The 22,433-nt window shown below is 51.0% G+C and carries 18 protein-coding genes; 1 reads left to right on the top strand and 17 read right to left on the bottom strand.

The genetic code is table 11. The features are described from left to right. Positions 1-330 precede the first annotated feature (330 nt). Complete coding sequence (locus L2W48_RS11960) at positions 331-2,562, top strand: penicillin-binding protein 1A (protein ID WP_236100085.1); 2,232 nt, start codon at positions 331-333, stop codon at positions 2,560-2,562. A 58-nt stretch (positions 2,563-2,620) separates the two neighbouring features. Here L2W48_RS11960 and L2W48_RS11955 read toward each other — a convergent pair whose 3' ends face one another. The 17 genes from L2W48_RS11955 to glmU all read right to left on the bottom strand — a co-directional run bounded on the left by L2W48_RS11955 (position 2,621) and on the right by glmU (position 22,308). Then, positions 2,621-3,433, bottom strand: a complete 813-nt coding sequence (locus L2W48_RS11955; protein ID WP_236100084.1) for a pyruvate, water dikinase regulatory protein — start codon at positions 3,431-3,433, stop codon at positions 2,621-2,623. Positions 3,434-3,460: 27 nt separating this feature from the next. Beyond that, positions 3,461-5,527 carry a glycine--tRNA ligase subunit beta gene (gene glyS / locus L2W48_RS11950; RefSeq protein WP_236100083.1) on the bottom strand — a complete coding sequence of 689 codons (2,067 nt, stop codon included), beginning with the start codon at positions 5,525-5,527 and terminating at the stop codon, positions 3,461-3,463. 13 nt (positions 5,528-5,540) lie between these two features. Beyond that, positions 5,541-6,416: a glycine--tRNA ligase subunit alpha gene (locus tag L2W48_RS11945; protein WP_236100082.1), complete on the bottom strand. Its 876-nt coding sequence runs from the start codon at positions 6,414-6,416 to the stop codon at positions 5,541-5,543. 27 nt (positions 6,417-6,443) lie between these two features. Continuing rightward, the gene (recO, locus tag L2W48_RS13165; RefSeq protein ID WP_369123583.1) at positions 6,444-6,875 is read right to left on the bottom strand and encodes a DNA repair protein RecO; all 432 of its coding nucleotides are present in this window, start codon (positions 6,873-6,875) and stop codon (positions 6,444-6,446) included. Positions 6,876-7,138: 263 nt separating this feature from the next. Continuing rightward, positions 7,139-8,068: a GTPase Era gene (era, locus tag L2W48_RS11940; RefSeq protein ID WP_236100081.1), complete on the bottom strand. Its 930-nt coding sequence runs from the start codon at positions 8,066-8,068 to the stop codon at positions 7,139-7,141. Continuing rightward, entirely contained in the window at positions 8,058-9,335 is a 1,278-nt protein-coding gene (locus L2W48_RS11935; protein ID WP_236100080.1) for a hemolysin family protein, read from the bottom strand. The genes era and L2W48_RS11935 overlap by 11 nt, the downstream gene beginning before the upstream one ends. 7 nt (positions 9,336-9,342) lie before the next feature. Further along, the gene (gene ybeY, locus L2W48_RS11930) at positions 9,343-9,843 is read right to left on the bottom strand and encodes an rRNA maturation RNase YbeY (RefSeq protein ID WP_236100079.1); all 501 of its coding nucleotides are present in this window, start codon (positions 9,841-9,843) and stop codon (positions 9,343-9,345) included. Further along, complete coding sequence (locus L2W48_RS11925) at positions 9,843-11,732, bottom strand: HD family phosphohydrolase (protein WP_236116552.1); 1,890 nt, start codon at positions 11,730-11,732, stop codon at positions 9,843-9,845. The genes ybeY and L2W48_RS11925 overlap by 1 nt, the downstream gene beginning before the upstream one ends. A gap of 115 nt (positions 11,733-11,847) precedes the next feature. Continuing rightward, entirely contained in the window at positions 11,848-12,888 is a 1,041-nt protein-coding gene (locus tag L2W48_RS11920; RefSeq protein WP_236100077.1) for a PhoH family protein, read from the bottom strand. Between the two features lie 18 nt (positions 12,889-12,906). Beyond that, entirely contained in the window at positions 12,907-13,140 is a 234-nt protein-coding gene (locus tag L2W48_RS11915) for a NifU family protein (protein ID WP_236100076.1), read from the bottom strand. Between the two features lie 13 nt (positions 13,141-13,153). Further along, the gene (locus tag L2W48_RS11910) at positions 13,154-14,566 is read right to left on the bottom strand and encodes a pyruvate carboxylase subunit B (protein ID WP_236100075.1); all 1,413 of its coding nucleotides are present in this window, start codon (positions 14,564-14,566) and stop codon (positions 13,154-13,156) included. A gap of 37 nt (positions 14,567-14,603) precedes the next feature. Beyond that, complete coding sequence (gene mazG, locus L2W48_RS11905) at positions 14,604-15,431, bottom strand: nucleoside triphosphate pyrophosphohydrolase (RefSeq protein ID WP_236100074.1); 828 nt, start codon at positions 15,429-15,431, stop codon at positions 14,604-14,606. After that, the gene (locus tag L2W48_RS11900; RefSeq protein ID WP_236100073.1) at positions 15,428-18,376 is read right to left on the bottom strand and encodes a DEAD/DEAH box helicase; all 2,949 of its coding nucleotides are present in this window, start codon (positions 18,374-18,376) and stop codon (positions 15,428-15,430) included. The genes mazG and L2W48_RS11900 overlap by 4 nt, the downstream gene beginning before the upstream one ends. Before the next feature lie 329 nt (positions 18,377-18,705). Beyond that, complete coding sequence (gene pth / locus L2W48_RS11895; RefSeq protein WP_236100072.1) at positions 18,706-19,266, bottom strand: aminoacyl-tRNA hydrolase; 561 nt, start codon at positions 19,264-19,266, stop codon at positions 18,706-18,708. A gap of 15 nt (positions 19,267-19,281) precedes the next feature. Next, positions 19,282-19,902: a 50S ribosomal protein L25 gene (locus L2W48_RS11890; RefSeq protein WP_236100071.1), complete on the bottom strand. Its 621-nt coding sequence runs from the start codon at positions 19,900-19,902 to the stop codon at positions 19,282-19,284. A 53-nt stretch (positions 19,903-19,955) separates the two neighbouring features. Next, a complete protein-coding gene (locus L2W48_RS11885; RefSeq protein WP_236100070.1) occupies positions 19,956-20,924 on the bottom strand; it encodes a ribose-phosphate diphosphokinase in 969 nt (322 codons plus the stop codon). After that, positions 20,911-22,308: a bifunctional UDP-N-acetylglucosamine diphosphorylase/glucosamine-1-phosphate N-acetyltransferase GlmU gene (gene glmU / locus L2W48_RS11880; RefSeq protein ID WP_236100069.1), complete on the bottom strand. Its 1,398-nt coding sequence runs from the start codon at positions 22,306-22,308 to the stop codon at positions 20,911-20,913. Before glmU ends, L2W48_RS11885 begins: the two co-directional genes overlap by 14 nt. Between the last annotated feature and the right edge of the window lie 125 nt (positions 22,309-22,433).

Below are 22,433 nucleotides of genomic sequence, written 5' to 3'. Positions count from 1 at the left end.
CCAGCCGAAGCCTTCAAGTTCATACCTTCGTCCCACTTGCATGTGTTAAGCACGCCGCCAGCGTTCGTCCTGAGCCAGGATCAAACTCTCCATAAAATTTTTCGAGTTACGCTAGTTCGTTTCATGCGCTGTATTCTCTTTTCAAGTTTCGTGCCGCCCTGCGGCGACCGAAGTACTATAACATCTTACCTCATATCGTGCAACCCCTCCATAAGCTTTTTCTGTTTCTCTCTTTTTCAATGGATTTCCTACGAAGATATGAGGATGGGAGTGTTATAATCCAATGGTATCGATAAGCTCGACGAAAAAACCCCTCAGGGAGTGTGATTCATGTTACGCAAAAAAACTAAAAATCGGAAGGCCCCCTCTTCTCTTTGGCGAATTCTGGGGACCTTTTTCTTTTTGTCTTTGACGGTAATAGTCGCTTTGAGCGCTATAGGGACTGCCGTCATCGTATCGAAACTGGCTCAGGACCTACCCTCTGACGACGAGATCCTTTCCTATAAGGCTAACGAAGCCAGCGTCGTGTACGATAGGAATGGCAAGGTAATAACGAAACTGTTTCTGGAAAACAGACGACCGGTGGAGCTCAAGGATATCTCCAGGTGGATGGTGATGTCCACTTTAGCAGCGGAAGACTCCTCTTTTTATTCCCATCACGGGATAAGACCCCTGGCGATTATGCGATCGATCTTTTCAGGTGAAGGTGGGCACGGCGCAAGCACGATAACGCAGCAGCTGGCCAGAAATTTATTTCTCACATTGGATCAAACTATGCAGAGAAAAGGGAGAGAGGCGATCCTATCGCTTCGCATAGAACAACTGTACAGCAAGGATAAGATACTGGAGACCTATCTAAACGCCATATACTTCGGACACGGGGCCTGGGGAATAGGAGCCGCCGCTCAGGCTTACTTCGGAAAAACGCCGTCGAGCCTGACCTTGGCTGAGGCGTCGGTTCTAGCAGGTCTTATAGCGGCACCGGAGAGGTATTCTCCGATAAAAAACCTCAAAAAAGCCAAAGTCCGTCAAAGATACGTCCTTCAAAGACTGACTACTTTGGGGTGGATAACGGAAGAACAGAAAAAAAGAGCCCAATCGGAAAAACTGACTTTCAACAACACCACCGTAAAAAACGTGCTCAACGTCAACAAGGCACCTTATTTCGTGAGTCACATACTTTTCAAGAGACTGTTGCCTAAATATGGAAGAGATCGCGTCTATTCTTCAGGCCTAAAGATATACACTACCATCGACTTGGATCTACAGATAGCGGCGGAGGAGGCCATCCAAGAGCTCAAGTCGGAGGGAGCTATAGTAGCAATGGATCCTGAGACCGGGGAGATCTTGGCTCTGGTCGGAGGAAAGGATTTCGAGGTCAGCAAATTCAACAGAGCCACTCAGGCCTATCGTCAGCCCGGCTCGGCCTTCAAGCCGATACTCTACACCGCGGCACTGGAAAGCGGCTATATGCCCACGGATCATATCCTGGACAAACCCATCTCCTACGAGATAAAAGAGAGCGTTGACAAGATTTGGACTCCCGGCAACTACAGCAAAAAATTCGCAGGAGAAGAAACGTTGTTCGAAGCCCTTACCCATTCTCACAACACTCCTGCCGTTAGGCTTACTGATCTTACCGGTGTAGAAGCAGTAATGTCCATGGCCAGAAGGCTGGGTATAACATCGCCACACCTATCTCCGGCTTTATCGATCGGGCTGGGTACCGCCAGCGTGACCCCTCTGGAGATGGCATCGGTTTACTGCGTTTACGCAAACAACGGCAAAAAGGTCGCTCCCTACTCCATAAGAGAGATAAGGGATAACAACGATAAAACACTCGAAAGCCACGCTCCGAGGCTAGAAGATGCCATAGATTCCTCCACCGCCATAGTGATGAGATCTATGTTGATAGACGTGGTCAAGGCCGGAACGGGACGCAGAGCGGCTCTAACGGGATACGAGGTCTTCGGAAAAACGGGAACGACGAACGAGTACAGCGATGCGTGGTTCGCTGGCGGACTACCAGGCCTGGTCTCCGTCGTTTATGCAGGGAACGACGATCATAAACCTCTAGGAAGGGCCGCCACGGGAGGGAGAGTCGCTCTCCCCGTTTGGAAAAATTTCATGGAAAAAGCCGTTACCATGAGAACCTATCCGAGCATTTTCGACGTACCAGAAGATTCCGCGGTGATCAAGGTCAGGGTTTGCCGTAAATCCGGCTACATCGCTTCAGACGGCTGCTCTTTCGCAGAGCTGTACTTGCCGCAGGACAGAGCACCGAAGGCAATTTGTCCGTTACACGGCGGATCTCCCATGATGGCGATGGAGGACCCCAACGCTCCCAGATTATTACTGCTTCCTCAGGACAGATCCTTCCAGCTGGGAGAGATGACCGTTCCGTCAGAAGTCGCTCCATCTGTGATTCCGCCGTCCATCCCCGCCCATGTTCCTCCGGGGATCGCGCCCGCGACCGATCCATATGCCGATGAGCGAGAAACTCCTGCAACGGTCGAGGATAAGTACCAGCAACTTCTGAAACAGTACGGCCTTTCAGACTGATAACGGAAAAGATTACCCCGACGGCTTAAGCCGTCGGGGTAATCTTTCGCCCTATCCTCTAGTTTACGTGGGTTAACCTCATATCTTCCAGGAGATTTTGAGAGATTTCCTCGATCGAGCGATCGGTCGTATCGTATACACGACAGCCTACCTTGATCATTATCTCTTTCGCATAGTTGAGCTCCAGAAGTATCCTCTTTTCCTGAGCATAAGCGGATATATCGGGATCCAATCCCATTATTTTCAGCCTGTCTTTTCGTATTTTCATCAACTTATCGGGACTGATCAGTAGCCCGACACATCTTTGGGGCATGACCTGCCAGAGAGTATCTTGAGGTGCCACCTCTGGAACCAGAGGTAAATTAGCGACCTTATATCCCTTGTTGGCCAGAAACATGGACAAAGGGGTCTTTCCCGATCTAGACACCCCCAGTACGACTATGTCCGCCGAGGGCATCAGATTCTGGCTTTTCCCATCGTCGCATTTGATGGAGAACTCTATAGCCTTTATCCTTTGGAAGTATTTATCGTCCATTCGACGAAGCAATCCCGGCTTTTGAAGTGCGCTAAAGCCACTCCAACGAGAGACTGCTCCCTGTAGAGGCCCCAAAAGATCGATCGCCATCACGCCATTTCTCTCGGCCTGGTCCATCAACTCTCTTCTGACCTCATCTGACACCAACGTGGAGACGACCAAGGCCCCTCTATCTCGAGCTTGCTCTATGAGAGGTTCTATTTTTTCCGGCAAATCCACGAACCTAAATCGGATAAACTCTACATCGAGATCCTTGAACTGGGTCAATACCGCCTGAACTATATATTCGGCGGTCTCTCCGGTCGAATCGGAAACCAGGGCTATAGTTGGAGACATTTAAAACTCTCCTTGTTCCATAAGACACTACCTCTTCAGCCGAGACAGATTGCCTACCTCTCGGAAAAGATCCTCACATTCTCCGAGGAGCGCCAGTCTGTTAGCTCTGACCGTCGAATCTTCGTCCATAACCATAACGTCGTCGAAAAACGATGTTATTGAGGGGGAAAGCCTCGAGAGGGATTCCATCAGGAGATCCCAGTTATCCTCCTCTACCGCCTTACAGACAGTCCGGGAACAGCTTTCGACCGCTTCGGCGAGATCCTTTTCGGCAGGCATGAGGAGTTTTGCGACCTCTACGGAACTTCCTCTCTCCTCTCCGTTCTTGGCCAGGATGTTCTGTACCCTCACAGCAGCTGTGACCAGATTGATAAACCACTGTTCTTCCTGAACGGACTTCAACGATTCGAGGAACCTCAATGCCTGTAGGGGCCGTCCTCCCGTGACCGATACAGCCAGCTCCGCGAGATCGTGAGAGAAGTCCTTTTCCTTAAGCTGGATAAGAAGTCTCTGTCTTATGAACGAGATAAGTTCTTCCATGGGCTCTTCCTCCAACTGGAGGGCGCGGGCCGCCTCTTTTAAGAACTCGTCCAGATTTACGTCGAGGGGTAAACTCCAGATTATCTCGTTTACGCAACGGACGGCCCGTCTTAGTCCATAGGGATCCTGAGATCCCGATGGCCTAAATCCCATTTTGAAAGCACCGACCATGTTGAAGACTCTTTCGCTCAACCCCAACACCGCTCCTATTACATCGCTCGGTGTTTCGTCTCCCGCGCTCTTGGGAAGATACTGCTCATATATAGCCATGGCAACCCTGGGATCCTCGCCATCTTTTAGAGCGTACTCCCTTCCCATGATTCCCTGAAGTTCCGGAAACTCGTATACCATGTTGGTGACAAGATCGGACTTGGAAAGCATGGCCGCTCTCTCTATCAGCTTTATATGTTCCTCCAATCCAAGCATGGAGGTTAAACTGCGGACCAGATCAACGGTTACCATTACCTTATCGTAAACCGATCCAAGCTTTTCCTGATATACAACGGTCTTAAGCTGGTCCAGTTTAGACGCGAGAGGCACTCGGCTGTCCTCGTTCCAGAAAAACGAGGCGTCTTCCAGCCTGGCTCGAAGAACCCTCTGATTCCCCTCTACTATGACGTTCATGTTAACGGCTCTGTTATTGCTTACACCTACGAAATAAGGCATCAGTTTTCCCGAATGATCCCGAACTGGGAAATACTTCTGATGGTGCTTCATAGTGGTGATAAGGACTTCTTCCGGCAACTCCAGGTATTTTTTGTCAAACTTGCCGTAAAAAGGGACCGGGTATTCTACGAGAAACAGGTTTTCCTCTATCAGATCCGGATCCCTATCTATAGTCCCGTCCATCTCTTTTTCCAGAATCGCTATAGCGGAAAGCATCTTCTCTTTTCTCTTTTTTTGATCCACTATGACATAGTTATCGTAAAGTTTTTCCATGTAGGACGACTCCTTGGACACCGAAACGGAGGGAGCGCCCATGAACCTGTGCCCTCTCGAGATCTGCCCGGAGTTTATCCCGTTTAGCTCGAAGGGAACGACTCTATCGTCGAGGAGACAGAGGATCCACCTTATAGGTCTGGCAAAACGAACGGAGGTCTTCTTCCAATACATGTTCTTAGGAAAAACAAGTCTGTTGACGATCCTACAGAGCATATCGGGCAGGAGACCCAGGGTCTGACCACCCTTTTGGTTTACCACGGCAAATACGTAGGGAACCCCGTTGACGTCCCTTTTTTCAAGGTCCTCCACCTCTATATTCTTGCTCTTAGCGAATCCGACGGCGGCCCTGGTGGGCGTCCCGTTCCCGTCGAAGGCGCTTTTCCAGGCGGGACCTTTAAACTCTTCCGAGAGATCGTCCTGACGGGAATTGAGCTTTTTTATCGAGAGTACCAGCCTTCTGGGAGTTCCATAGGTCTCTATATTTCCACAGCTTATACGGGCTTCGGAGAACTCGGCCGAGGCTATATCAGCCAGTTCTCTCAGAGCACGAGGCATGAAACGGGAGGGGATTTCCTCCGTACCTATCTCTAAAATCAGGTTGTTCGTCTCCATTGCGACACCCCTCCTAAACTAACTTTCCCTTTAGCGGATAATCCATGGCTTTGCGCTGAGCGCTGTAGCTCTCGCAACATTTTATGGCCAGAGCACGGATTCTGGATATATACCCGGTCCTCTGAGTTACGCTTATGGCGTTTCGTGCATCCAACATATTGAACGTATGAGAGCATTTCAATGTATAATCCCACGCTGGCAGAACCAGCCCTTTTTCGACTATATTGTGGGATTCTCTCTCGTACATATCGAAAAGCTTAAACAACATGTCTGTGTCGGCAATCTCGAAATTGTAGGTGGAGTGTTCTACCTCGCCTTTATGATGGACATCTCCGTAGGTCAACTCATCGTTCCAATTAAGATCATAGACGCTGTCGACCTTCTGAACGAACATGGCGATTCTCTCTATTCCGTAGGTCAACTCCGCCGGGACCAATGTCATGTCCACACCGCCGACCTGCTGAAAATAGGTAAACTGTGTTATCTCCATACCGTCCAGCCAGACCTCCCAGCCTAACCCCCATGCTCCTACGGTAGGGGATTCCCAATCGTCCTCCACAAATCGAATATCGTGCTCCGATGGGTCTATTCCTAAGGCGGCGAGGCTATCCAGATAAAGTTCCTGAACATCGTCAGGAGCGGGCTTCAGTATCACCTGATACTGATAATAATGTTGAAGCCTGTTGGGATTTTCTCCATATCTACCATCGGTAGGACGTCTGGAAGGCTCTACGTAGCCGACCTTCCAGGGCTCAGGTCCGATTACCCTCAGGGAGGTCGCCGGGTTCATGGTACCGGCTCCTACCTCGACATCGTAAGGCTGTTGTACGACACATCCCCGCTCCGCCCAAAAACGCTCCAGACGAAAGATTATCTCCTGAAAATTCAAATAGACCACATCCTTGCCGAAAGTTTTTTATCTAAAAGCCTTTAGGTTACTCGAAATTATACTCCTGACGGCATATAAATTCTTACGGTTATCCTCGGATAACGTTTCCTGCGGTAAGTTTTTTTTGTCCGTTCCAGCCCAAAAAGCGGCTACCTCAAGAAAAATCCGACCTTGCCCGCCAGTCGAACAAACAGGACACAAAAACACCCCGTCTTTCCAGGTTCCCTCAGAAAGCCTTTTTCCGCAGCTTCCGCAGGAGGACAGAGAAGGAGCCACTCCCCAGACCTTAAGGACCCGCCATAAAAATCGCAGATCCATTCCCCAAGGGTCTCTCCTATCCTCGAGAAGTTCCAAGGCCCAGAAAAAGACGGGGATTACCTCGTCGACAGGATGCTGATAGGGTAACACCTCGGATAACAACCGACACCATCCCAAAGCGAACTTAAGGGATTCCTGCATATTTCGAAGACCCCAAAAATCCTTCTTTACCTCTATCTCCTTCAAAAAGGAGCGATTCCTGCCTTTGTAAAATGAGAAGACTCCCCAAGTCAGAGGTTCGGTACTGCCGCCCAATCTCACCTTACCGCGGCCCCCTCCCGGCAAGGAAAGCCAATGGACGCCATCCCCTCGAAAGAGACACATAAGACGGATATCCCCTTCAGGGCTGATCTCCCGTCTGAGGACGACCCCGGTTCGACGACGAAGTCCCTGAGGTTTTTCGATCACTCTCTGTATCCGAGACGGCGAAGCTCCGACTCGGAGTTTCGCCAATCCTTCCTGACCTTTATCCATAGGTCCAAAAAGACTTTTCCTCCTAGGAAGCTTTCCAGGGCCTCCCGCGCCGCAGTTCCTATCTCTTTCATCTTCTCGCCGCCAGAGCCCAGCAATATGAGCTTCTGACCTCGACGTTCCACGAAGATAACGCCTCTTATATAGGTATCTCTCCGTTCAGGATATTCTTCGGGCGATTTATACTCCAGGATCTCCACCGCCACGCTGTGCGGCACCTCCTGGTCGGTTCTCAAAAGCACCTGTTCCCTTATTATCTCAGCAGCCAGAAAACGAGAGGAACGGTCTATCAGCATATCCTCCATATACATAGGAGGTCCCTCAGGAATATGCTCAAGTATGAAATCCATGAGCATCTCCAGATTGATGTCCTCTCTAGCGGAGACGGGCAGGACATCCATGGGATTCAGCTTTTTACGGTAAATATCTATCAAAGGAAGAATTTTAGCCTTCTTGGAACCCAGGAGGTCCACCTTGTTTATGACCATGATAACAGGCGTGTTCGAGTTTTTGAGACGCTCGATTATATGCCTGTCCTGGCCGGTAATTCCCTCGTCCTGAGCCGATACAACGTAAAGGATAAGGTCAGCATCGTCGAGGGCTTCCAAAGCTGAGTCGACTATGGCCTCTCCGAGACGATGCTGCGGCTTATGAATTCCCGGGGTATCTGTAAAGACGATCTGGCCGCCTTCCACGTCTGCGATACACCTTATTCTGTTCCTAGTGGTCTGAGGTTTAGGGGATACTATCGTGGCCTTACAACGTAAAAGAGCGTTAACCAAGGAGGATTTGCCGACGTTAGGTCTCCCGACCACGGCTACGACTCCAGATCTATAGCCCTCGTCGAATTTGTCAATCGTCATCCTCGACACACTCCTCTGAATCAATTTTTCTCAACTCTACCTCCATCACTCTGTGATCCGCCAAGCTTAACACTGTAAACTCCCAAGGACCGTAGGTCACGGAGCTACCGGTGCTGGGGAAATCCCCGGATAGATCGGTTATCAATCCACCGACCGATTCAACGTCCTCCGATTCGAATGGATACCCAAGAAAATCGCTCAGGTCCTCCAGGTCCATGTTTCCCTGAACCTGATAGACCCCCTCCTCGACCTCTTCTATAGCTGGAAGTTCGTGATCGTATTCATCTTGGATCTCCCCTACGATCTCCTCGAGGAGATCTTCGAGGGTTATTATCCCGGCGGTACCACCGTATTCGTCGACCACCACCGCCATATGTATCCTTCGACTTTTCATTATGTTGAAGAGATCGGGGACCTTCATTGTCTCCGGAACAAAGAGAGCGTCTCTCTTAAGGCTGGCTAACTTCACTCCGGTTTTCCCTGAATATAGCAAGCCGATCAGGTCTTTCACGTAGAGGATCCCTATGATATCGTCCAAACTATCCTCGTAGATCGGTATCCTGGAATGACCGTGTTCCTCCAGATGGGGAACCAGTTCCTCTATTGTTATATCGCTATCGACGACGTCCATATCTATGCGGGGGACCATCACCTCCGAGACCTTGGTATCCTCGAAAGAGATTATGCCGTGAATCATCCGCCTCTCCGACTCCTCTAAAGCGCCAGAGGCCTCCCCGATAGTAACCACCTGCTCTATTTCCTCTCTGGTGACAAAGGAGGCCTGCAGAGAGAGATCTACCTTGGATAGCCTGCCGATCGCGGTTACTATACCGCCTATTATCCAGACGAAGGGGGACAACACCAGACTTGAGAACCGGATAAAATGCAGGGTCAAAAATAGGACCTTTTCGCTTTTTGCCAAAGCGAAACTTTTGGGCAGAATTTCGCCGAAAATAACTATCAACACCGTCATGGATGTCACAGCAAGAACGACTCCATGTTTTTGAAAAACCATCACGGCCAGAGTCGTAGCCAAAGAACTAGCCGCTATGTTGACCAGATTGTTGGCGATCAGGATCGTGGTGAGGGCTTTTTGACGATCCTTCAAGAGCCAATCCAAAACCTTCCGAAAACTCATGTAACGATCTCTCAGGGCAAGCAACTTGGCTCTGCTGGTAGCGGTTATGGCTGTTTCTCCACCGCTGAAGAGACCGGAGAGAAAGAGCAGAAAGATCACGAAAATCAGGCTTTTCAAGAGGATAGTCAAAACCAGATCAACCCTCCTGCCCCAATTTTTTCATCGCTATATCTCTATATTTTTCCTGTAGGGACCACATGGCAGCTTCCTTTTCCTGCGTATCGTGGTCCCACCCTAAGAGATGAAGAACACTGTGAAAAACCATCAAGGCCATCTCTCTGTCGTAGGATTCATTACGTTCCTCGGCGTTACGGTTTACGACGGAACTACATATGACCACATCTCCCAACGGTAGCTCGGCCCATTCCTCCGGTGGAGAGAAGGCGCCGTCCTCCTCCCATTGGGGAAAGGAAAGCACGTCGGTAGGACTATCGCAGCCCCTGTAGGAATTGTTCAGCTGCCTTATGGTCTCCTCATCGACGGTAGCTATCGATACGGACACTGAATCCCTCATACGCCACTGCGGCCATACCTCGTCGAAAAGCTGGGATATACAGAGAGAGAGAACCTCCTCGTCAAGTATCGCAGACGGTCGAGGGTCACCCTCGTCGTTTGAGATGCCAATCTCCAGTTTCATCACATCTGTCCATCCTTTCCGTTTTCCGGTGTTTTGTTTTCCTGCAACGGTACTATGTTTCTGGTATGGTACATCGATTTTAACGTCTTAAGCATTACTTCCTTTATTTTAGCCAAATCCAGCAGGGTAAATCCAGTATCGTCAAGCTGACCATCTCTCAGCTTGGACTCGGTTACCCCATCTACTATTTCCTTCAGGTCCATGAAACTTTTTATATTTTCCCTCTCCGCTCTAACCGCTGCCTCTATCGAATCGGCCAACATGACCAATCCGGTCTCCTTCGTCTTCGGCCTGGGTCCGGGATATCTGAACTGACTCTCGGAAGGATCGAGTCCCATTTTCTTAGCCTTTTTGTAGAAATACCCCAGACAAGTCGTGCCGTGATGCTCCGCTATAAAGTGTCTTATTCCCTCGGGCAACTTGTTCTCCAGAGCCAAGTCCAGCCCTTCTCTCACATGGGATACTATCACGAGAGCAGACATAACGGGAGAGATGTCATCGTGAGCGTTTTTAGATCCAAACTGGTTTTCCACAAAAAATTGCGGCCGTTTCAGCTTGCCTATATCGTGAAAGAAAGCTCCGGATTTTACCAGTCTGGAGTTAAGTCTCAATGCATCGGACGACGCCTCGGCAAGTATAGCAACCATTTGAGAATGATGGTAGGTTCCCGGTGCCTCTATCTGAAGCCTTTTCTGGAGGGGATGATCGGGCTGACAGAGTTCCATTAGGCGCAGAGGCGACAGAACGTCGAACAGACCTTCCGTCAGAGGAAGGATTATCATCGTCAAGGTTCCCCAAAGAACCGACAGAAAAAGAACCTGTAGGGGAAATATATAGTCGAAGGGGCTGTTGAAGATCCATCTCGATAACAAGAGGGCCGCTCCTGAGACCAGGCCCAGCTGCACCATGCAGAGCCAAAGACTCGATCTGGAATCGATTCTCCTGAATAGGATCTCGCCTATCCCAGCGACGACCGCCCCTATAAGCAAAATCTCTCCTGACGATATCGGAGTGACGTCGAAAAAAAGAGACGCTAACAGAAAGGTCCCAGCCAAAACAGTGGCTCTGGCTCTTCGATGGGGCATCGTTACGTAGGCTATCCCTGCCATGGGAACTATACCGAGCCCCGTCATCCCGTAAAAGGCGGATAGAACTCCCATGACGAGGCATAAAGCAAAGAGAAAAGCCAAAAAACCTGCTTTTCTCTCGTCCCATAGAGTAAGGACGTTCTTTTTGGCCCAGATAAAAACCGATATGACCGACAAGGAAATTATAAGAAGGGTCTTTATCGGAAAGGCCGCTTCAGGATATCCCTGTCTCCTCAGTAATTCGGCAATTTGAGGGGTGATCGTATCCCCTTTGGAAACTATTACCTCTCCCGCCTGGATCTCTTTCGGCACCGTATCTACCGCATCCGCAACTATATCTCTCAACCTGTCCGTGATACCCGATTCTCCCGAGACAGCCGGTACAAGGATTCCAGATAGAACCTGTACGGATATATTGGCCTCTCCGGGATCCAAGCCGCTGTTCTCCAGAACACGCCATAGATAGTCTTCAGAAACACCCTGCATAGAATCCCTGTAGATATCCGATTCGGAGACCTCCAAACCGGCTTTAGAGGTGACTCTAAGCAGGAGATCTCGCCTTTCGACCGGGAGGGCCCGAATAAGCTCGATGAAAGCCTGGGGAACTCCGGCCTCCTCCAGACGACCTTCCCCTATCAGAGAGAGCCTCTCCTGGGCTTCCTTTATATGACCGGTTTTTCTCACCAACACGTCTACTATGCTGTTTTTTGCGAAATCCCTGAGCTGTTCGGTCTCCTTCTCGTCTTTATAACGCATGTTGAATAACGCGAAGTAATTTCTGGTCGCGGGGAGTCCCTTCACAAAAGATCTATCGATATCTATGGATACCCACCTAAAAACTAAGAGCAGACAGCCAACGACAAGGAGGGCTGAAAGCGACAGATAAGTCGCTTTCAGCCTCTCATGAGACCGGTCCTCAGCTTTTGGCTGCTGTCGAACCGGTTCCTGTCTCTTGTTTTTCTCTTTGTCTTTCTTCATGTCTTTCATAGGCAGCCACAACCCTCTGAACGATCTCATGGCGTACGACGTCGACGTTTTCCAGGCGGATAAAATCGATCCCTTTGACACCTTCGAGTATGTCCTGAACGACGAAAAGTCCGGACCTCTTACCTGAGGGGAGATCAACCTGGGTCAAGTCCCCAGTTACGACCGCCTTGGATCCGAAACCGAGTCTCGTCAAAAACATCTTCATCTGCTCCGGAGAGGTATTTTGAGCCTCATCCAATATTATAAAACTGTCATTCAAAGTACGCCCTCTCATATAGGCTAAAGGGGCTACCTCTATGACGTTCTTGTCGATATATCTCATAAACCGTTCCGGACTCAGGAGGTCGAAAAAAGCGTCGTAAAGAGGCCTTAGATAGGGCTCCACCTTTTCTTTCAGATCCCCTGGAAGAAAGCCCAAACTCTCCCCTGCCTCTACCGCCGGACGGACCAGCACGATCCTGCTGGTAGCGCCGGACTTCAACATATTGACGGCCTCGCAGACCGCCAGATACGTTTTTCCCGTACCGGCTGGGCCTATGCCAAAGACGACATCGTTCTCCCTGATCGCTTTTATATAGGCTCTCTGTCCTAAGGTCTTCGGTCGAACCGGCTTTCCTCTGGCAGTCATACAGAGCAGATCGTCGTACAGGGCCTCTAGATCGACTGACCCTCTCTTGGCGATCATGTCCATTCCGTACCTTATCTCCGCCGCCCTTATGGCGTGCCCCTTGGAGGCTATGCTAAGCATCTGATCTATAAGATCGGAGACCATCTCGACCGCGTCTCTATCGGGACCCTGAACGGTTATGTTCTCTCCCCGAAGAACTATCCGTACCGGATACCTCTCCTCGATCAGATGGATATTCTCGTCGTCCTTGCCGGAAAACTTCGACCCCGAGCCGATTGCCCCGGACTCGAAGACGGAGGAATAACCGCCAGGAGTCTCCTCTACTGTAATTTTACTGGTCAAGAGGATAACCTACCGGGGCTAGGCTCTGACAACCGAGGAGACCTCCGGAATCTCCCTTTTCAAGACCGCTTCTACCTGCATCCTGAGGGTCTCCTGAGCGAAGGGACAGGTACCGCAGGCTCCCTGAAGACGGGCGGAGATCACTCCCGATTCTTCGTCGAAGGACACGACCTCGACATCCCCGCCGTGACTTTGAAGAGCGGGACGAATGCTTTTGTCAACTACTTCGTTTATCCTATCTATTAAATTCATTCGAGCCTCCCAATTAAACCGGATAAGCGATCTCTTCGACGACCTCGTCGAGACCGATATCCCTTAAGTTCAGTTTAGAATACTGTCTCATGAGGAAGTCTTTAGCCACTGCCGGAAAAAGGACATAACTGAGGACATCTTCCGGCTGGGTTATCCAGGCAGCTATATCGGCCCTGGCCCTGTCGAGCTCGGGATCGATCTTCTCTCCCGGCCTGCAGGTTATAGGTTCCTCCCCTCCGAGGGCCTTCGCCTGGACCTCGGGGTCGACCTCTGCGGGAGGCTTCCCGTAGTAACCCATAAAGTAGTTCTTCACTTCCTTAGGAATGATCTTCCATCTCTCCCCGACGAGGACGTTCAATGTCGCCTGGGTACCGACTATCTGACTGGTGGGGGTCACCAGCGGAGGATATCCCATAGCCTTCCTGACCACCGGCACCTCTTTGAGAACATCGTCTAAACGGTGCTCCGCCGATTGCTCCCTAAGCTGGTTCACCAAGTTGGAGTACATTCCTCCTGGTATCTGATATATCAATACGTTAGTATCGGCTCCGTCGAGCTTCACGAAAAGGTCGTCGTATTTGGACCGAAGTTTCTTGAAATGATCGGCTATAGGAATCATATTCTCCAAGGAGAGTCCCGTGTCGAAGGGACCTCCGGATAAGGCTGCTACCATGGACTCTGAAGCGGGCTGACTGGTTCTCATTGAAAAGGGCGATATGGCACAGTCAACCACGTCCGCACCGGCCTCTATGGCAGCGTAATAGGCCATTGACGCCAATCCACTGGTGTAGTGACTGTGCACCTGCACGGGGAGCTCAGTCTCTTTCTTTATCCCTCTTACCAGACGATCCGCATCGACCGGACTGAGGAGACCGGCCATATCCTTGATACATATCGAATCGGCTCCCATATCCCTCATCTTGCCGGCGATATCGATGAACAGTTCGTTCGTGTGCACCGGAGATATGGTATAGGAAATACACATCTGGAGGTGGGCACCCTCTCTCTTGACCTGGTCGGACGCAACCTCAAGGTTTCTAAGATCGTTCAAGGCATCGAAGACCCTCATTATGTCGATTCCGTTACCTACCGCCCTTTTGACGAATTCCCTTACGACATCGTCTCCATAATGTCTGTATCCGACCAGATTCTGTCCACGAAGGAGCATCTGAAGCTTCGTGTTCTTGATATGTTTTCTGAGGACTCTAAGACGTTCCCAAGGGTCCTCGTTGAGGAATCTCATGCAGGAGTCGAAGGTGGCCCCTCCCCACACCTCCAGGGAGTGATATCCAACCTGGTCCATCTTCTCCAGGACCGGCAGCATATCCTCGATCCGGAGTCTAGTCGCCATGAGGGACTGGTGAGCATCCCTCAAAGCGGTCTCGGTTATCCCTATTTTCCTGAAAGAGTTTTTCGACTGACTCATAGCCTTACCTCCATATCCAGTAACTGTGGACACTATATCACATGGGATTATCGCATGCACCATCCTGCCGAGAGACCATCTTAGCCCGATCCCAGAGAGAATCGAGTTCGTCCAGGTCGGTATCGGTCCATGACCTATTTCGATCCCGAAGGTCCTGTTCTATCCTCCCGAAACGATCGATAAATTTTTTGTTCGATCTCTCCAACGCGAGATGAGGGTCCACCCCTAACCGACGAGCCAGGTTCACTATGGAGAAAAGAACGTCCCCTATCTCCTCCTCCACGGAAAGCCTGTCCTCCGATTCCATGGCCGTCTTGACCTCTTCGATCTCCTCGTCTATCTTATCGAAAACCGGCGACTGAGACGATTGGTCCCAGTCGAAACCTACGCTGGCCGCCTTTTGCTGTATCCTGAAAGCCTTTACAAGCGGAGGTAGTCCTTTGGGGACCCCCGACAGGACCGTGGCTCCGTTATTCTGACCGCCCTTTTCATTGAGCTTTATCTGTTCCCAGTTTCTCAAGACCTCGTCGCTATCGGAAACGTCGACATCGCCGAAGACGTGGGGGTGCCTACGGATCAGTTTATCCGATATCGACCTCACTATGTCCGCCAGGGAGAAATCCCCGGACTCCTCCGCTATCACTCCCATGAAAACGACCTGAAGCAAAAGATCACCTGATTCCTCGCATATCCCCGCTGTATCGCCGTTGTCGACGGCATCGACCAGCTCGTAGGCCTCTTCTATGATGTGAGGACGAAGAGAGCCATAGGTCTGTTTTCTGTCCCAAGGACAGCCCCCGGGGGCTCTCAGTCGGTTCATGATATCCCTCAACTGGGAAAAAAGCGCCCCGCTATCGTCTTTCATGAGATCACTCCTTCAGTCGACTTTCGATCGGTCAAGATATCCAGCAAAGATATAATCCCCAATCGACCTCCGGGACCGATCATTTCGTCTTTCTTTTCGATCCATAGAGCCGGTAACCTTACGTCCATATTCTCTCCCGGGGTTATCTCACATCGTTCCTCGGAGAGCATACAACGAATTATACCCCGCTTTCGACATATAGTCCTGAGCAACGCAAGATCCAAAAGTCGATCTACCTCGGATGGAATCGGCCCGAATCTGTCTAGAAGCTCGTTTCTCAGATTTTCACGACCCTCTACGTCTTCTATCTCGTCTATTCTACGATATATGGCCAGTCTAAGGGCAGACACGGAGATGTAGCTTTCAGGAATAGAGAGTGGAATCCTTATCTCCATCTCCGTCTCCCTCACGGTCTCCCCTCTCAGGCGAGCTACTTCTTCTCGCAGCTTTCTGTAATATAGCTGAAGTCCGACCCTCTCCCTGTGGCCGTGCTGAGACATTCCCAGCAAGTCGCCCCCGCCACGGATGTGAAGATCTTCCTTGGCCAGTTCGTAACCGGCCCCTTGGAAGGAAAGCCTGCCGATGGCGTCGAGTCTTTCGGCGGTGGAATGAGGTAAAACGCAGTCGGAGGGATAGAGAAAAAAGGCATAAGCGGTGTCATCTCTGCGACCGACCCGCCCCCTCAGCTGGTGCATCTGGGCGAGTCCGAGCAGTCTCGAGTCGTCCACCACCAATGTATTGGCTCTTCCGACGTCCAGCCCGCTCTCGACTATGGTGGTGCAGACCAAGATATCTATCTCCCCGTCGTAAAAGGCCATCATAGTTTCCTCCAGCTCATTTTCTCTCATTCGACCGTGAGCGAAGGCAACTCGGACATCGGGAAAACGGCTCTTCACCCAGCCGGCTCTTTCCTCTATGGTCCCGACCCTATTGTGAAGCATATAGACCTGACCGCCTCTCGCCATCTCTCTACCGAGGGCCTTTCGGACAAGTCCGTCGTCCCAGGCGCCTGTCACCGTTATTATGGCCGGTCTGTTACCCGGAGGTGTCTCGATTATCGATACGTCTCTCATTCCCTTCATCGCCATGGAAAAAGTTCTCGGGATCGGCGTTGCCGAAAGGGTCAGGATGTCCACTCCGGATCTCATTTTACGGAACCTCTCTTTATGGGCGACTCCAAAACGATGTTCTTCGTCGACGACTATAAGCCCTAGGCGCCGTATCTTGAGATCGTTCTGTAAAAGCCTATGGGTTCCTATTACCACGTCCACCGAGCCATCCGCCAAGCCCGTCAATATTTCGTTTTGTTTCCTCTGCGAAACAAAACGAGAAAGCAGCTCTACCTTAAGAGGGAAAGGTCCCATTCTGCTGCGGAACGTCATGTAATGTTGTTGAGCTAAGACGGTCGTAGGGACCAACACCAACACCTGGAATCCGTCCATGGCGGCCTTAAAGACAGCTCTGAGAGCCACCTCGGTCTTTCCATATCCGACATCTCCTACGACGAGACGGTCCATAGGTCTCGGCGCCTCCATATCTTTTTTCACGTCCGATATTGCCTTTAACTGGTCTATCGTCTCCTCATGGGGGAACGACCTCTCAAACTCCTCCATCGCCTCTCCGTCGGACGAGAACGCATGTCCCTTTGCGATCTTTCTCTTGGCGTAGAGCTCCAGGAGCTCCTTGGCCTCCTTCTCTATTTGCTTCTCCGCTTTTTTCAAAGAAGTGCTCCAGCGGGACGACCCAAGACGATCCGGAACCGTCGATTCGTCCACCGATCCATTGTAGGGAGAGATCCTCGAGATCTGCCCGGTGGGCAAAAGCAATCTCTTCTTGTCCTGGAACTCCAAAACTAGGAATTCCTGCCTTCCCCAGAATCCCTCCACCGACTCAAGTCCGCCATAACGACAAAGACCGTGATCCTCGTGAACCAACCAATCCCCGGTCTCGAAAAGTATAGACCAATCTTTGGGCGTTCCCTGTCTTTCCGTCCTCCTGTCCGGCCTGATTCCGTACATCTCTACGTCGGACAAAAAGACCATCTTCTCCTCGTCGTCTATAAAACCGGAGGAAAGAGGCTCGGGCTGCCAGTCCATTCCTTCGAAATCGCTCGGAAGAGGGGACGAACTTCGGATAGCTACGGAATACCCCAGATCTCTCCAACGAGAGATCTGAACCGCCATCTCGGAGATGCGTCCTCTAAATCGGGGGACCTCCCTTAAGGACAATCTCCTCTGACGAACGCCGAGACCGGATTCGAAACGGTAGAGAAGCGGAGTATCGATTAAAAAGCGATCCCATCGTTCCTCCGGGATAGCCCATTTGGCGGAGAGATCGTTCCATATGGACCTGAAACTATCGGCGTTAACCTGTGAGCGGAGGGGGTCGAAAAGGAAGACATCCCCTTTTTCAGATACCGACGAGGCAGCGGATGGGATAATACGATCCCCCAACTCCCAGACCGAGAAAGCCTCCACCTTGCATTTACCCATCTGATTTTCCGGAGAGAACAGGCGCATCTCCTCTATATCGTCGTCGAAAAAAACGACCCTCAGAGGCATCCGGGAGGAAGGATCGAAGAAATCGACGATACCTCCTCTTACAGCATACTCGCCTGGCTTCCATACCAGATCGCTTCTGGAATAACCGGATGAATCCAGCCATGAGATCAGACGGTCTCTGCCCGCACACTCCCCTATTCTTAGGGAGAGAAGTCCTTCGGAGTCCATAAAGGGAGAAATCATTCCGCCTGGAGTGGAGATCAGTATGCCCCCTCCCTCGGACCAGTTTCGAAGAACGTGACCTCTTGCGACCATAGAGGCCGGATCGTCGACGATCCCCTTTTCCAAGGGGATATCGGGCAACCTGAATATCTTCTCGCGGGAGAGCAGGATTTTCGCGTCGGAATAGAAATCCTCTGCCTGATTCTCATCGGGAAGCAGCACGGTAAGGTGACTCGACCGTTCTCGACATACCCAAGCTCTGACAGAGCCTTTGAATGGGAAAAAAAAAGATCTCGAGCCGCCAAAAAGATCCAACAAATCTATCCTCCTCCCGATAAAGGGGACCTCTAAAAACTAACTTCCGGATCTCCTCGTAGAGGTCGCCTCGCCTGCGCTCCGTCGGAACGATCTCTACGAGGATCAGCGTTTTTGGAGATGCCCTAGAACAAGCTCAGTCGCGACAACCTCACGAAGGGTCTGCATTTTTAGAGACATCCTAAAGGCATTTAAAAAAAGTGGCGGAATAAAAAATTCCGCCACCATCCAACGCATTAATTAAATCTATTCATGACGTGTTCCAACGAATTGGAGCACAGCTCTCTACAGGCGGAACAAGCTCTGTCCAGGGAACTTAGGAGATCGGGAATCCGATCCTCGGGAAATCGTCCCAAGACAAAGTCGACCAAGGGTATTCTATCCGGTTTGGGACCTACCCCTATTCTAAGCCTGGGGATTTCGCTGAAACCCAGACAGGCTATGATTGATTTCATGCCGTTATGTCCACCGGCAGACCCTCTCGCTCTGATACGGATTCGTCCGACATCCAAGGCCACGTCATCGTAAATGACCAGGATATCCTCCAGATCCACAGGATGATATCGGAGAAAATCCCTTATGGCCTCTCCGCTGGCGTTCATGTAGGTCAAGGGCTTCATAAGGAAGACCCTCTCTCCGTCCATAAGGACAGGCCCCCATACGTAAGACTTGAACTTTTCCTGCGGAGCTCCCAAAACAAGCTCGTCCACCAACCTGTCCACGACCATCCAGCCGACATTATGCCTGGTCTGGCCGTATTTCAGCCCTGGGTTCCCCAGTCCTACAAACAGTTTCAAACTTATATGCCGCCGCTAGGACATCTCCTCGGCGGACTCTTCCTCCTCGGAAACTTCTTCGGAAGAGGCGGCCTTGCCGTGGACGACCTCGACGACGATCTCGGAAGGATCTTTATCCATCTCGGCGCTCTCAGGAAGGTCGAGATCGGCCAAGGTAATCGAGTCACCGACGTTCATGGATTCTACGTTCAAGACGACGTTCTCCGGTATCTCCCTGGGAAGAACGTTTATCTCGATATCGAGAACGCGGTGTTCCAGAAGGCCTCCGGCTTTAACCCCGGCGCAGGTCTCTTTGCCTACGATCTCGATGGGAACCTTCACGGACACCTTGTGACCTTTGACCAGCTGATAAAAATCGACGTGAAGCACGTCGTCGCTGACGTAATTTCTGTTCATGTCCCTTATGATGCACATCTCCGAAGAGCCGTCAGGCAGCACGGCGTCGAACTTGAGCGTGTTCCAATGGGTGCCTCTTATATTGGGCAGAAAATCCTCCGCTTTGACCTGTACCGACACGGCTTCCCTGTAGTCGGGACCGTAGAGAACCGCGGGAATATATCCCGAACGGCGAAGACGACCGCAGGCCTCTTTTCCTACGGCATCTCTCTTTTCGAGGTTAAGTCTAACAAGATCCATAAAAATCCTCCTCAGACGTTGCTTAAAGCAACAAATAGTAAAAAAATCGATTATCAGTCGAAAAGACTGCTCACCGAACTGTCCACATGTACCCTACGTATAGCTTCGGCAAACAAAGGCGCTATGGACAACTGAGTAATTTTATCCAGTTTTCTCTCATCCGGCAACTTGATACTGTCGGTCAAGATCACCCCATCCACCTCGTCCGAGGCCAGACGCTCCACCGCAGGACCGGAGAGGATTCCGTGAGTGGCGCAACAATACACCTTAGATGCTCCCCGTTCCTTCAATGCCTTGGCGGCGTTGACGATGGTTCCCGCAGTATCGATTATATCATCCACCAAGATAGCGACCTTACCGGAGACATCGCCTATGACGGCCATAACCTCACAGTAGTTGGCCACCTCGTGGGAACGTCTTTTATCGACTATGGCCAGATCCGAATTCAACAGAACTGCGAACTTTCTGGCCCTCACGACCCCGCCTACGTCTGGGGCTACTACCGTGACCTTTCTGTCCTCCAGATCCCCGGCAAGCTGTTTTTTGAAGTACGAGGCCAAAAGAGGCACGCCCATCAGATGGTCCACCGGGATATCGAAAAAACCCTGGATCTGACCGGCGTGAAGATCCGCAGAGATGACCCTGTGAGCACCGGCGGTCTCCAACAAGTTCGCCACGAGTTTCCCCGAGATGGGGTCTCTTGCCTTGGTTTTTCTGTCCTGTCTGGCATATCCGAAATAGGGAATGACCAAGTTTATCCTATAGGCAGATGCCCTCTTCAACGCGTCCACCATTATCAGAAGCTCCATAAGGTTTTCGTTTACAGGATAACACGTCGGCTGCACAACGAACACATCGGCGCCTCGGACGCTTTCCTCGATGGAAAGGCCTATCTCCCCGTCGGAAAACCTAAAGTGACTGGCCCTGCACAGAGGGACGTCGAGCTCGGAGCAAATCTTATCCGCGAAAGCCCTATGGGCCGTTCCGGAAAAGATCATGAGCTTGCGACTACTGTTCGACACGATCCCCACCCCCAGATTTTTTCTTCATCAAACCCCGTCTGTCCTCGATGTTTCTCTGACGAGCTCTCCCTATGGCCAAGGCTCCGTCAGGCACGTCCTTCGTTATCACCGACCCTGCACCGGTCATGGCATTATCCCCGATCTTGACGGGAGCCACCAACATGGTATCGCTTCCGACGAAAACGTCGTCTCCTATGGAGGTCTTGTGCTTGTTTTCGCCGTCGTAATTGCAGGTAATCGTTCCTGCTCCTATATTAACCCTCTCTCCGAGGGTAGCATCTCCCATGTAGGATAGATGGGGGACCTTACTGCCCTTGCCTATCAAGCTCTTTTTGACCTCCACGAACTTTCCCACGAAAGCCTCGTCGGAAACGTCTGCTTTCTGTCTAATATAACAGAAGGGCCCCGCTTTAACCTGTCGACCCAAGGAGGAATCCTCTATTCGACCGTAACCGTTGATCCTGGATCCATCTCCCACTATGACGTCTCTCAAGACAGAGAAGCTCTCCACAGTTACGTTTCGGCCTATCTCGGTCTTTCCCCAAATCTGGACGTTCGGATATATGGTTGCCTCACCCTTGAAAACCACATCAGGGCCTATCCATACAGAGGAAGGATCTATACATTTGACGCCCTCCCCGATCATCCAGCCGTTCAGATATCTGTCTCGAAGGATACGGCCGACCTCGGCCAATTCCACAGGATTGTTGACCCCCATAACATCGTCGCTGCTATCCACGTGTATCGCAGAAACAGGAAGTCCCATTCGGTGAAAAGAATCCAATATATCAACCAGGTAATATTCCCCTTGAGAATTGTCTCTGCCCAATTCGTCCAATCCCTTTAAAAGTGGAGGAACATCCACCAGATAGACGCCGGCATTGACCTCTGTCACGGCTCTCTCTTCCTCGGAACAGTCCTTTTCCTCCACTATGCGAACCCTGGGATCCTTTAAGACCCTTCCGTATCCAGAAGGATCTTCGGCAGAGAAAGTAGCGAAGGAACATCCTCCTACGTGAGAATCGGATATATGTCTTGCTGTATCGGTCGTCAAAAGCGGCATATCGCCGTTGACTATAAGGACCCTGTCGAACCCTGAAAGCCACTCCTTGGCCATCATCACAGCATGTCCGGTACCAAGCTGATCTCTCTGCCACAGAACGTTGGCATCAGGCCAGTTCGAATCCAGGTAAGACTCGACGACATCTCCGCCATGACCGACTATGACGGCAACGGGCCCCAGAGGAGCCAACGCCCTCATCACATGATACAGCATAGGTTCTTCGAGAACCGGCTGCATCACCTTGGGAAGGTCGCTTTTCATCCTCGTCCCCTTACCGGCGGCGAGAACCACTATCGCCAAGGATCCCTCGTCTGCACTCATAAGTCATCATCACCTTCGAGAAGAGAAAAACACAAAAACAGGGGGAACCCCAAGGCCCCCCTTCTGATATACTGACGAAAAGACGAACCTGCCTGTCGGTTCAAACTATACGACATCAGATAACT

The organism is Dethiosulfovibrio russensis, assembly GCF_021568855.1.
In the GTDB taxonomy this organism is placed as follows: Bacteria; Synergistota; Synergistia; order Synergistales; family Dethiosulfovibrionaceae; genus Dethiosulfovibrio; species Dethiosulfovibrio russensis.
Note: the sequence above shows the minus strand (reverse complement) of the source record. Positions and strands in the feature narration are given on the sequence as shown.